Here is a 12,247-nt window from a genome sequence, read left to right on the forward strand (position 1 = left end):
TAGCGCCATGCGCGCACGCGCCATTCTCATTGCAGGTCCAACCGCTTCGGGCAAGTCCGCGCTAGCGCTCGAATTCGCGCGCCGCCGGCGCGGCGCAATCGTCAACGCCGATTCGATGCAGGTCTATCGCGACTTGCGGATCGTCACCGCGCGCCCGACGATCGAGGAGGAAGCCGCCGCGCCGCATCTTCTCTTTGGCCACGTCGATGCGGTGACGAACTATTCCGTCGGACGCTGGCTCGAGGATCTCGCACGCGCTCTATGCGACCTCGATGCGCGCGAATTGACGCCTATTCTCGTCGGCGGCACGGGAATGTATTTCAGGGCGGCGCTTTACGGACTTTCGGACATTCCGGCCGTGCCCGGCGACGTGCGCGAAGCGATGCGCGCCTGGGCGCAGGACAAGACCCCGCAGCAGCTTCATGCCGAACTTGCCGCGCGCGACCCCGCAACGGCCGCCGTGCTGCGCAAGACCGATCCGCAGCGGCTGTTGCGGGCTTTGGAAGTCCTGGAGGCGACAGGCAAGCCGCTCGTTTCCTTTCAGGGTCCGCGCAGCCCGCCGATTCTGAAAGCGTCGGAATGCGCGGCCTTTTTCCTCGCGCCCGAGCGCGAGACGCTTTACGCGCGCATCGACGCGCGCTTCGAGAGAATGACGCAAGCGGGCGCGCTCGACGAGGTCGCGGCGCTCAAGGCGCGGGGACTGGATCCGTCGCTGCCGGCGATGCGCGCGCATGGCGTGCCCCACCTCATCGCTTATCTCGACGGACGACTGACGCTTGCGGAAGCGATTTTACGCAGTCAGCTCGATACGCGCCGTTACGCCAAGCGTCAGTTCACCTTCGCGCGACACCAGCTCCCGAATTTCGAATGGATTGCTGGCGAAACGCCGCTGCGCGACGTCGAAGACGCGCTCAGCTCATGCGCGCCACCCACATCTGGAACAGGGTGAGGACGATCTCCATCGCGATCAATATGATGATCGTCCACTCCAGCCGCACCGAGCGCGCCGCGTCGATGAGATCGGTCAGCGCGCGGGCGGTCTCGCCAATCACATCGATCTTGGCGTTGAGCGTGCGGGCTCGCGGCGTGAGTTCGTACTCATCCTCGAGGCGCGCATAGAGCCTTTCGAGGTCAGGCCGGTCCCAAAGCACATCCGGCTTGTCGTCAACGGCGACGCGGCCGGAAACGCGGTGCCGCACGAGCAGAGTCTGGCCCATGAGCTCCAACATGGATTTACGCTTCCATGGCGGGCTGCCCCTCGCCGCGAGTTCGGCGGCGAAGGGCTCGATCGTGTCGAAGACGGCGTTGACGCGCCGCTCGTCGCGCCCCAGGGCGACGCTTTTCGCCAAGACGTCGGCGATCACCAGCAACCGCGCTTCGGAAAGGTCCTTTACCGCGAGGCGTCCATCCGGCAGCGCCTTCTCCTCGCCGTCGGGAGTCGCTTCGATGATCAACGTCTCGTCGTCGCCCCGCGACGCGCCCGCAACGCGAAGGCCGATCTTTTGGACGATCTCATCCTCCTCCAGCGGCGAAAGGCCGAAGAGAACGGCGACCCCGAAGCGGTAGAGCACGGCGAATCCGCTCTGCCCGGCGTGAAACGCGAGAGGCGCCGTGGAAACGAGATCCGCCCGTTCGAGCCCGTCGGTGTCGATCCGCTCGCCAAGCAGCAGGGCGCGCGCCGTCAGCGCCTGCCGGCTGATCGCGGTCGTCGCGGGCGAATTTATCGTTTCGACCATTTGCTGACCTTGTGGGTTGCAAGCGCAATTATATCTCTGATGCACGCCCTCGTTCTGCTCGCCTTGCGTGACGCTGGCAAAAAAGCTAGCAAGCGGCAAGGTCGCGGGAGAGATCACCCTTATGACTTATGTCGTCACGGAAAACTGCATCAAGTGCAAGTATATGGACTGCGTTGAAGTGTGTCCGGTGGACTGTTTCTACGAAGGCGAAAATATGCTGGTGATCCACCCGGACGAGTGCATCGACTGCGGCGTGTGCGAACCCGAGTGCCCAGCTAACGCCATCAAGCCTGATACGGAAGAGAATTTGGAGCAGTGGCTGCAGCTTAACGCCGAGATGGCGCAGAACTGGCCCAACATCACCGTCAAGCGGGAGCCGCCCTCGGACGCCAAGGAATGGGACGGCAAGCCGGCCAAATTCGAGCAGTTCTTTTCGCCGGAGGCTGGCGAGGGAGACTGAACGGCGTTCATAGCTTCTGGCGCCCAACTTGCGAATCCCGGCGCGCAAGTTTGCGCATGATGAGTTTCCACATCCTTAATTAATCTAAAACGTAAGCTCTGATAATAAGTTAGCGTAGTTTGCGGTCTCAGCGCAGGCGCCGCTCGCGCGCATATGCCTTTGATTTTCACGTGTGGGCGTGTTATAAATCACACACTAAATGCACGCCTTGTCGAAGGGGCGATGCGGCGCCAGTCACCGTCTCGCGAGAAATTCGAAGCCTCTCTTCTCGAGGGCCAGCCCGTTGGCCGGCTGTTGGGTATGCGGCGCTAGCAAGGTTTCCACTAGCCGCCTTCGCGGCGCCGCCGTGGCTTTTTCGCCGGCGGCATGCGCGAGTCAGCGATGGTCCCGTCTCCACAGCGGGACAGCATAGGAGTAGCCCGCGTATGCCCTCCAACAAAACCGAGAAAAAGTCGCCTGCGACTGCCTCCACCGCAGCAGCGCGCGGCAAGGGCTCGGCCGCTGGCTCCAAGACGGCTGCTACGCGAGCCGTCAAGAGCGGCGCGACGAAAAAGAGTTCGACGTCGAAGAAACCGGCCAACCGCGCCGCCTCGGCAGGTAAGCCCACGCGCGCCGCCGCCGCCGCTTCGAGCCGGAAAGCAAGCGCAAAAACCTCCGCAAAAGCCGCGAGAACGATGACAGCCAAAACAACGACGACGAAATCGAAATCACCTGCAAAAGACAAAAGCGCCAAGACCCCGGCCCGCGCTGCGGCGACGCGTCGGACAGCGACGAGCGCTCGCAGCGTCGCCCGCGCCTCCGCCGTTAAGCCGGCGGCGAAGTCGAGCGCCAAGACTGCGGTCGCAGGCAAGACCGCGGTCGCAGGTAAGAGCGCGACGAAGCGCGCCGTGGCCGCGAAGGCGGCCAAAACGGCGGTGGAAAAGGTGAGCGCCAGCGCGAAGACGCCGGCGGCGACCCCTGTCACGCCCAAGACCGCGGCGGCGAAGCCCGCCGAAGCGGCGACGCCGACCGCGGCGGCCAAGCAGCCGGCGGCCAAGCAGCCGACAGCCAGGCCCGTCGAGCAGAAGCCGGCCGCGCCAGTCGCGCCCGCGGCGGCAAAGCCGCGTCCCCTCGTGGAGGCGGAGCAAAAATCCGTTGTAGAGACGGTCGTCGCGCCCCCGCCCCTCGCGACTTCTCAGGAGACCTCGGCGGCGCCCGGCGTCGGCGCACGCCCGGGCATACCCGCCAAGCCGAAGCCGGCGACGCCCTCCGCCAAGCCCGGCTTCAAGCTCAACGAATACATCGTCTATCCCGCGCACGGCGTCGGACAGATCGTCGGCGTGGAGACGCAAGAGGTCGCGGGCTTCAGCCTGGAGCTCTTTGTCGTGAGCTTCATCAAGGACAAGATGACCCTCAAAGTGCCCACCAGCAAAGTCGTCAGCGTCGGTATGCGGAAACTCGCCGAGACGGCCGTCGTTGACAGGGCGCTGCAAACGCTGAGCGGCCGCGCGCGCGTCAAGCGCACCATGTGGTCGCGCCGCGCTCAAGAATATGAGGCGAAGATCAACTCGGGCGATCTCATCACCATCGCCGAGGTGGTTCGCGACCTGTACCGGTCCGATACTCAGCCCGAGCAGTCATACTCGGAACGCCAGCTTTACGAGGCCGCCTTGGACCGCATGGCGCGTGAAGTCGCCGCCGTGCGCAAGCTCATCGATTCGGAATCGCTGAAGTTGATCGAGTCCTTTCTGCTAAAGGGCCCGCGCCGCGGGCCGAAGGCGGAGGGGGACGCGGGCGATGATGGCGGGGATGAAGCTGACGTAGACCGAGCCGCCTAATCGGCAACAAAAAACCCCGGAAGCAACTTCCGGGGTTTTTTCTTACACTCTTGCCGCCTCATCGGGCGTCGCCGACTCCTGCATCCGCGACAGCGCGCGCCTCAATTTGATCAGGGCGCGACTTTCGATCTGCCGCACCCTCTCCTTGGAAATGCCAAGGCGGTCGCCCAGCGTCTCAAGCGTCACCAGATTTTCCGCCAGCCGACGCTCGCGCACGATACGCAACTCGCGTTCCGAAAGAATCGTCAGCGCATCCTTGAGCCAGCGCGCGCGCCGATCCGAATCCAGAGTCTCCTCGACGACTTCGTCGGGGAGCGGCTTCTCGTCGACAAGAAAATCCATCCTCTGCGCGGAGCCGGAGGTATCGTCGTCGACGAGCTGGGCGTTCAGCGAAACGTCGGACCCCGATAGCCGAGAATCCATCATCTCCACGTCAGCTCGCGAAACGCCGATCGCGTTTGCGATCGCCTGATAGGTATCGGTTGAACTCGCGCCGTGATTTTCGCGCGCCAACCGCGCACGCAAGCGACGCAAATTGAAGAACAGCGCCTTTTGCGACGAACTTGTGCCGCCCCGCACGATCGACCAGTTGCGCAATACGTAATCCTGGATCGACGCCCTGATCCACCATGTCGCGTAGGTGGAGAAGCGTACGTCTCGCTCCGGCGCGAACCGCGCCGCGGCCTCCAAGAGCCCGACGTGACCCTCCTGGACAAGATCCGAGAGGGGCAATCCGTAATGTCTGAACTTCGCCGAAAGCGCGATGACGAGGCGCATATGTGCGGCGGCCAGCTTATGAAGCGCTGGAGCCTCACCCCGCTCGCGCCAGGCGATCGCAAGCTGCTTTTCTTCATCGCGTTCTAAAAAAGGCGCCTCGGCCGCAGCCTTAATTAATTCGCGCCCCAATCCAGGCATATAAGCCATGACGCCCTCCATACGCGGCTTTCCGCCACTAATGGTGGGAGTCCGCGCGCCAAGATTTCCCTTGTTTCGAATAACCGTCAGGCGCTGGAGTTGTTCCCAAAGGGAGCAAAAACCGAGATTCACTCGGTTACGATTTTGTAATGTTCGCCGGCGGTGAGGGCGTCGCCGGCGGACAGCCCGTTGAGCAGCAAAAAATGTTCGGCTGGCCGGTTCGGAACCACCATCTTTGCGGCCATCGTTTCGATCGCGTCGCCCGGTGCGGCGACGGCCACCGCAATCTTCAAGGGCCGCGCGTCAGTGGTTTCATCTGGGCCGAGCCGGCGGAAGGATCTGATCGACTCCATGAAGAGCGCGTCGGCCTGGTCGGTCAATGTGCGCGCTGCAAAAATCAGGCGGTAGAGAAACTCACCCGACCGGATCACCGCCAGCCGGAAATTCCACTCCCCCGCCCGAGCGACAGCGATGACGGCGGGTAGCCCGTTGATGTCCATCTTGCGCACGGAGGAAGGAAGCAGGCCGTCGACCCAGCCGGAGCCGACATAGGCTTCGAGATTCTCGTCCGACGGCGGGCGCACGCTGTCGAGCCGCAAGGCTTCATTGTCGGCTTCGCGCACGCCGAATACCGCTTCGTTGGAATTTTCCAGAAGAAAGCCCTCTGGCGCGGTGAAGGCGAAGCGCAGTCGCGGATGGGTGAATTTGCGGTCGCGGACGTAGCCTTCCATTGGATCGTCGCCGAACGCGACGCCCTTGATGGCCTCGAGATAGCCGCTCCGGTCGGCGACTCCGATCCCTGGCGCTCCGATTTGTCGCGCCGCAGCAACAGCCTTTGTGATGCGGTCGGGGGTGGAGGGATGCGTCGACATAATGTCGAAGTCGAGCGACTTCTTCTTTCCGTAAAGCGCCGCGCGCAAATCCGAGGACCGACCCAGCGCCGTCAGGAAGCGCGAAGCGCCATACGGGTCGAAGCCGGCTCTGGCGATGACGCGGACGCCGGCGGCATCCGCGTCGAGTTCCTGCTGACGGGAGAAACTCGCGACGGAGAGCCGCTGACTGGACCGCACCTCGTCGCCTTTCTGGCGGTTCTGAATCACCGCCGCGGCCTGCGAGATGATCGCCGCCTCACGCTCGCGTTCGGCGCGGAGCGCGCTGTGACGCAGCGAAACATGGGCAATTTCATGCGCCATCACGGCCGCCGCCTCCGAAGCGTCGCCGGCAAGCGCCAGCAGTCCGCGCGTGACGTAAAGATTGCCGGAGGGCAGCGCGAAGGCGTTGACGACCGGCGTGTTGAGAATTGTCACTTTGTAGGTTGGCTGGCCGGGCGTTTCGCTGACGCTGGCGAGCTTGGCGAGAATGCCATCAAGGTAATGCTCTGCGCCCGGAGCCTCATATTCGCCGCCGAATTGGGCGACGAGCTCCTTATGCTGAACCGTGCTGCGATTATCGGTTCGCGGACCAGTCGGCCGCGTGGGAGGCAATGGAGCGGTAAAGATCTGTCCTTGCCGCTCGAGCTCCGCGCAGCCTCCGATCGCCAAGCCGACGACAGCCAGCAGGGAGAGCGCCGTCCGCCTAACGAGAGGGGACGCCGTCAACAAACTCGATCTCGGCTGGCGTAGCGATTTCGATGCGAGCCCCGGTCTCAATAAGCCCTCGTACGCGCGCTCGCCGCCCGACGAGCGAGCGGGGCTCGATTTGCCCGAACACAGCCAAATTGCGTCGCAGAATCACGACCGTGAAGCTATCGCGCCATTTGTCGCCAAAATTAAGGTAAAAAGCGCGCCGCGACTCGCCGACGGAGCGGATGGCGCCGACAACGACCATCATTCCCTTACGCCGCTTCAAATCCTCCACTGCGCCGGGCGCGGAGATGTCGATCGGGCGGAACTCCGGCCGTGACCAAAGTCCGACGCCCGCATCGCGCGCCGGGGCTTCGGCGGCCAGATACGCCTTGGCGCAGGCGGCGGCCGTCGGATCCGGACGAAAGCGCGCCTCGCCAGCCGAGAGCAGCGCGGCCGCCACGGATGCGAGGGGCGCCGCATCGCCGCCGTCGGCCGGGCTTGCGTAAATCCTCGCCGGCGCCCTGCCCCAGCGGTCCAGTGTCGAAGCGAAAGCCCCCAGGAATATGTCTCGGCCGACGAGCCACGACGACAGGCGGCTGCGGATGGCGGCGCGCAGCTCCGCCATTTCCCGCGGCGGAAAGTCGAGGCCCGCGAGAGCGGCGCGGCGGCCGTCATCGAGCAGCAGTTCGAAGTCATCATCGATGGCGGCGACGGTCGCCGGAACCGCGCCTTCGAGCGAGCACTCTCCGGTTTCGGCGGCAGGGGGCAGCGACTCGGCGCAGGACGGCCAACCAGCGGCCACAAACGAGGCCACCGCCATTGTTTGAACCCAAATGAGACCAAACGACCGCATCGCCTAATTTTAGCCGAATGGGCGCCTATGGTAAGGCGCTGTCACGCTGCGTCGATTGAGCGACGCCCTTAGAGCGCTTCCCGACCACAGGGAATCATGTGATCGATAAGGAATTGCGCAAATTCGCAATGCTGGAGCAGGTTCTCACCGAAAAAGTCTGTCAGCTTTTTTAGAACCTGCTCTAGCGCAAGTCTCGGCCTTCGCGACCATGTTCACACGCTACGCCCTCATCTTCGCCCTTCCCTTATTTGCGGCGGGCGCCGCTCAGGCGCTTGACGTCTATGGAGATCCTCGACCCGAGGGCGACCTCCGTCATGCTCAAACCTACAATGTTCCGCCATCGGATATTTATGAAAGTCCCGAGGCTGGACCGGGGTCGGGTGCGGCGGCGATGCGGATTGATCGGTTGGAGCGCGAGCTACGCCGATTGACCGGGCAGAACGAGGAGCTGCAGCATAGGGTACAGCTTTTGGAAGAGCAGCTGCGCGCCGCAAAGCCCGAGCCGCACTCGGAGGCTGCGCCGCACGGGCCAACGGCTCCATCAACCGTGGCGCAGACGGCGCCCGAGACGAGCGCCAACGCGGGCAAGCGCGGCGACGCCTTTGATCCCTCCATACAGCCGTCTGCGCCGGGCGCGCCGCGGCCGCTCGGCACAACCACTCCGTCAGCGCCGCTGGAAAGCGCCGCGCGAACAACGGGCTCGGTGACGACGGCCCCTGTGCGCGAAGCAGGTCAGCCGCTGGATATCGCCCATGGCCGGCTTGTCGGCGACCAGCCGGCGCCCGCGGAGATCGCCGCCGCGCCGCCGGTCGCCGGGCCCAAGGAGCAGTATGATGAGGCGGTGGGCGCATTGCGCGCCGGCAAATATGAGGAAGCCGAGAGGTCGCTCTCGACGTTTCTATCCAAGAACGGCAAGAGCAAGCTCGCCGCCGCCGCGACATTCAACCTGGGCGAGAGCTTCTTTTTGCGCGGACGGCACCGCGAGGCGGCCGAAAGATATTTGGAAATCTCGACGAAATACGGCGACTCGGCGCAGGCGCCGGAAGCGCTGTTGCGGCTCGGCCAATCGCTGAGCGCAATGGGCGCGAAGGAGCAGGCGTGCGCCTCCTATTCCGAGATCAACGTCAAATTTCCCAAGGCGGCGACGCGAGTCCGCGAAGCGGCTCAACGCGAAAGCAAAAAAATTCAATGCTAGCCGTCCGCGCTGCGGTCGGCGCCCTTACGGCCTAGGGCATGCCGCGCACGGAGACGGAAGACCTCGCCGCCATCGACGACGACTCGCGCGAGGGAAATCGTGAAAACGCGCTCGATCTCCTCGCGCCCTACCCCTCGTTGCTGCTCGCGGTTTCAGGAGGCCCCGACTCCGTCGCCTTGATGCTGCTTTGCGCGGAGTGGTCTTTGCGGTCGTCGCACGACATCGCCGTGGCGACGGTCGATCATGGCTTGCGTGAAGAAGCGCGCGCGGAGGCTGAAGAGGTCGGCCGCTGGGCGCGCGCTTTGGGCTACGATCACCATTTGTTGACGTGGGAGGGAGAGAAGCCCTCGACGCGCCTCCAGGAGCGCGCGCGGCGCGCGCGTTACGCGCTGCTGAGCGCCTGCGCGCAGCGAATCGGCGCATCAGCCATCGTGCTTGCGCATCACTCGGAAGACCAGATTGAAACAATCCTGTTTCGTCTGACGCGCGGCTCCGGCGTCGCCGGGCTTGCCGGCATGGCGCGCGTCGCGCGTTGCGCGGACATCACGCTGCTGCGACCGCTGCTCGACTTTCGCAAAGAGGAGTTGGAGGCGGTCTGCGCGCGCGCAGATCAACCGTTCTTTCGCGACCCGTCCAATGAAGACGAAAGCTTCGCGCGCGTGCGGCTGCGCAGGCTGGCGCCCATGCTCGCCGCGCAGGGGCTCGGTCGAGACGCGCTTCTGCGGCTTGGATCGCGTGCGGCGCGCGCCGACGCCGCGCTGGTGCATTGCGCCGCCGAAATGCTGGCGCGCGCGCTGCATCGGAACGAAGCGTCATGTATTGAGTTCGACGCTGCGACGCTGTGCGAGGCGCCGCTGGAAATTCTTCAACGCGTGCTCGCAATCGCGATCCTGCGCATCGCGCCCGCGGCTGTGCTTCGCCTCGAACGCTTGGAGCGCGCCAGCGCGCGAGTGGCCGCTGCGCTGGCTGCGCACGGGTCGGTCCGCCTGACGCTTGCAGATGTCTCGATTGAAGCGAACGGCCGACGAATTCGGCTGCGTCCGGCGCCGCCTCGCCGCTAAAGCTTGACTTAGCAAATTTGGCTTTGGCGGGACGAACTTGTCCGAAACGGCCAAGTCGCCGCGCAACGACGCTTGGATTCACGGGCTTTTCCGAGACTTGGCAACGGGTCCTGGTGCGCCTAAATTAAGCACATGACCGGAGCGCTTCGGGGGATAAGCCCGACCGAGCGGCTCCCGACAGGCTTCCCACATGAACCCACACTTCAGAAACCTCGCGCTCTGGGCAATCATCGGGTTGCTCGTGGTTGCGCTTGTAATGCTGTTTCAGCAGCCTGGCCAGCGCACGCCGATCCGCGACATTTCATATAGCGAACTGCTGACGCAGATCGATCAGGGCCGCGTTCACGACGTGACGATCGCGGGCAACGAGGTCGTCGGCCACTTCAACGACAATCGGCCGTTTACGACCTATGCGCCGGACGACGCCAATCTCGTGCCGCGGCTGCAAGCCAAAAACGTCTCAATCAGCGCCAAGCCGAATAATGAAGGCGGCAGCTTCTTGATGACGCTTCTTCTCAACGCGCTGCCGCTCGTCGCATTTCTCGCGGTCTGGATTTTCCTTTCGCGGCAGATGCAGGGCGGCGCAGGCCGCGCGATGGGCTTTGGGAAATCGAAAGCGAAGCTGCTGACGGAGACTCAAGGCCGCGTCACCTTCGAGGACGTCGCCGGCGTCGACGAAGCTAAGGAGGATCTGCAGGAGATCGTCGAATTCCTGCGCGATCCGCAGAAGTTCCAGCGGCTCGGCGGGCGCATTCCGCGCGGCGTGCTGCTGGTGGGACCGCCCGGCACCGGCAAGACGCTGCTGGCGCGCGCCATCGCCGGCGAGGCGGGGGTGCCGTTCTTCTCGATTTCGGGCTCTGACTTCGTCGAAATGTTCGTGGGCGTCGGCGCTTCGCGCGTGCGCGACATGTTCGAACAGGCGAAGAAGAACGCGCCCTGCATCATCTTCGTCGACGAGATCGACGCGGTCGGCCGCCATCGCGGCGCCGGCCTTGGCGGCGGCAACGACGAGCGCGAGCAGACGCTGAATCAGCTGCTCGTCGAGATGGACGGCTTCGAGGCGAATGAGGGCATCATCCTGATCGCCGCGACCAACCGTCCGGACGTGCTCGATCCGGCGCTGATGCGTCCGGGCCGTTTCGACCGGCAGATCCAGGTGCCGAACCCGGATTTCATCGGCCGCGAGAAGATCCTCAAGGTTCACGCCCGCAAGGTGCCTTTGGCGCCGGACGTGGATTTGAAGATCGTCGCGCGCGGCACGCCGGGCTTCTCGGGCGCCGATCTGATGAATCTTGTCAACGAGGCGGCCCTGCTCGCGGCGCGGCGCTCGAAGCGGATCGTCACGAAACAGGAGTTCGAGGACGCGCGCGACAAGATCATGATGGGCGCCGAGCGGCGAACGCTGGTGATGACGGACGAGGAGAAGAAACTCACCGCCTATCACGAAGGCGGCCATGCGCTCGTCTCCTTGAATGTGCCGGGCTCGATTCCGATCCACAAGGCGACGATCATTCCGCGCGGCAGAGCGCTCGGCATGGTGCAGGGTCTCCCCGAGCGCGATCAGATCTCGCAGAGCTACGAGCAGCTCGTGGCGATGCTCGCCATGGCGATGGGCGGCCGCGTCGCCGAAGAGTTGATCTTTGGGGCGGCGAAAACGACCTCCGGCGCCGCCTCGGACATTCAGCAGGCGACGCGCATCGCCCGCGCGATGGTCACTCAGCTCGGCTTCTCGGACAAGCTGGGCACCGTCGCCTATGCCGACCCGCAGCAGGAGCAGTTCCTCGGCTACTCGCTCGGACGCACGCAGACCTTCTCCGAACAGACGCAGGAGACGATCGACGCGGAGGTGCGCCGGCTGGTGCAGGAAGCTTACGAGAAGGCCAGGCAGATCCTCGTCGACAAGCGTACGGATCTGGATACGCTCGCCAATGCGCTTCTCGAATTCGAGACGCTGTCCGGCGACGAGATCAAGGGCCTGCTGGCCGGCAAACGGCCGGTGCGCGAAGAGTCGTCGCCGACGCCGCCGCCGCGCGGCTCGGCGGTGCCGACGACTGGCCAAAAGCCAGAGCCCGACGTCGGGGGCCTGGAGCCGCATCCGATCTAAAAAGAAAAACCCAGCGGTCCTCCGCTGGGTTTTTTGCATCCGATACCGAGAACGCCTCTAAGACTTGGGCCGCTAAGTCTTGGACCGCGCGATCAAATCATTGACCGTCTCGGCGGGACGACAGAGCGCCGCACTGTCGCCCATCGAAACGATTGGCCGCTCAATCAGAATCGGATGCCTTTCGATGGCGGCGAAAATCTCGTCGTCGGACAGGGCGGGATCGTCGAGTTTCAGTTCTTCGTAGGGCGTTCCGCGCTTGCGCAGGACGTCGCGCACATTCTTGCCCATGCGACGCAGAAGCTCCCTCAAAGTCGCCCGATCGGGCGGGTTTTTGAGATATTCGATCACTTGTGGCTCGTAGCCGGCTTCTCTCAGTGCGGCGAGCACGTTGCGCGAGGTGCCGCAGGCCGGATTATGGTAGATTTTGACTTCCATGTGGACTTCCGTTCAGACGATGTGCGACTGTTCATTACCCGTTCGTAAGGCTGGCGAAAACGCGCATTTGGCCTTATGGCCATAGATGCGCCGAGTTGGTGTGACA

Annotated in this window: 11 protein-coding genes; 6 read left to right on the plus strand and 5 right to left on the minus strand. The window is 64.1% G+C overall.

Annotated elements, in window-relative coordinates; translation table 11 throughout:
• Nucleotides 1–7 precede the first annotated feature (7 nt).
• The gene (gene miaA / locus EHO51_RS07790) at nt 8–949 is read left to right on the plus strand and encodes a tRNA (adenosine(37)-N6)-dimethylallyltransferase MiaA (RefSeq protein ID WP_124738404.1); all 942 of its coding nucleotides are present in this window, start codon (nt 8–10) and stop codon (nt 947–949) included.
• On the opposite strand, the gene EHO51_RS07795 is transcribed toward miaA, so the two are convergent.
• Nucleotides 912–1,736 (minus strand): RMD1 family protein, encoded by an 825-nt coding sequence (locus EHO51_RS07795; protein WP_018408482.1) that lies wholly within the window; start codon nt 1,734–1,736, stop codon nt 912–914. The genes miaA and EHO51_RS07795 overlap by 38 nt on opposite strands.
• A 121-nt stretch (nt 1,737–1,857) precedes the next feature.
• Here EHO51_RS07795 and fdxA point away from each other — a divergent pair, with 121 nt between their 5' ends.
• Complete coding sequence (gene fdxA, locus EHO51_RS07800; protein WP_124738405.1) at nt 1,858–2,196, plus strand: ferredoxin FdxA; 339 nt, start codon at nt 1,858–1,860, stop codon at nt 2,194–2,196.
• Nucleotides 2,197–2,870: 674 nt separating this feature from the next.
• Nucleotides 2,871–4,013, plus strand: coding sequence for a CarD family transcriptional regulator (locus tag EHO51_RS20840; RefSeq protein ID WP_245434802.1), 1,143 nt, complete (start codon nt 2,871–2,873; stop codon nt 4,011–4,013).
• Nucleotides 4,014–4,055: 42 nt separating this feature from the next.
• Here EHO51_RS20840 and EHO51_RS07810 read toward each other — a convergent pair whose 3' ends face one another.
• From EHO51_RS07810 to EHO51_RS07820, 3 genes are all read right to left on the minus strand, one after another.
• Nucleotides 4,056–4,937 (minus strand): RNA polymerase factor sigma-32, encoded by an 882-nt coding sequence (locus tag EHO51_RS07810; RefSeq protein ID WP_205789003.1) that lies wholly within the window; start codon nt 4,935–4,937, stop codon nt 4,056–4,058.
• A 119-nt stretch (nt 4,938–5,056) separates the two neighbouring features.
• The gene (locus EHO51_RS07815; protein WP_124738407.1) at nt 5,057–6,526 is read right to left on the minus strand and encodes a M48 family metalloprotease; all 1,470 of its coding nucleotides are present in this window, start codon (nt 6,524–6,526) and stop codon (nt 5,057–5,059) included.
• Nucleotides 6,504–7,313 carry a nuclease gene (locus tag EHO51_RS07820; protein ID WP_245434804.1) on the minus strand — a complete coding sequence of 270 codons (810 nt, stop codon included), beginning with the start codon at nt 7,311–7,313 and terminating at the stop codon, nt 6,504–6,506. Before EHO51_RS07820 ends, EHO51_RS07815 begins: the two co-directional genes overlap by 23 nt.
• A gap of 241 nt (nt 7,314–7,554) precedes the next feature.
• Here EHO51_RS07820 and ybgF point away from each other — a divergent pair, with 241 nt between their 5' ends.
• The 3 genes from ybgF (at nt 7,555) to ftsH (ending at nt 11,706) form a co-directional block, all read left to right on the plus strand.
• Nucleotides 7,555–8,541 (plus strand): tol-pal system protein YbgF, encoded by a 987-nt coding sequence (ybgF, locus tag EHO51_RS07825; protein WP_124738409.1) that lies wholly within the window; start codon nt 7,555–7,557, stop codon nt 8,539–8,541.
• 38 nt (nt 8,542–8,579) lie between these two features.
• Complete coding sequence (tilS, locus tag EHO51_RS07830) at nt 8,580–9,602, plus strand: tRNA lysidine(34) synthetase TilS (RefSeq protein ID WP_124738410.1); 1,023 nt, start codon at nt 8,580–8,582, stop codon at nt 9,600–9,602.
• A 190-nt stretch (nt 9,603–9,792) separates the two neighbouring features.
• Nucleotides 9,793–11,706, plus strand: coding sequence for an ATP-dependent zinc metalloprotease FtsH (gene ftsH, locus EHO51_RS07835; protein WP_124738411.1), 1,914 nt, complete (start codon nt 9,793–9,795; stop codon nt 11,704–11,706).
• A 72-nt stretch (nt 11,707–11,778) separates the two neighbouring features.
• Here the strand turns inward: ftsH and arsC are convergent, their stop codons facing one another.
• The gene (gene arsC, locus EHO51_RS07840) at nt 11,779–12,141 is read right to left on the minus strand and encodes an arsenate reductase (glutaredoxin) (RefSeq protein WP_124738412.1); all 363 of its coding nucleotides are present in this window, start codon (nt 12,139–12,141) and stop codon (nt 11,779–11,781) included.
• Nucleotides 12,142–12,247: the final 106 nt, after the last annotated feature.

Source organism: Methylocystis rosea, assembly GCF_003855495.1.
GTDB lineage: Bacteria > Pseudomonadota > Alphaproteobacteria > Rhizobiales > Beijerinckiaceae > Methylocystis > Methylocystis rosea_A.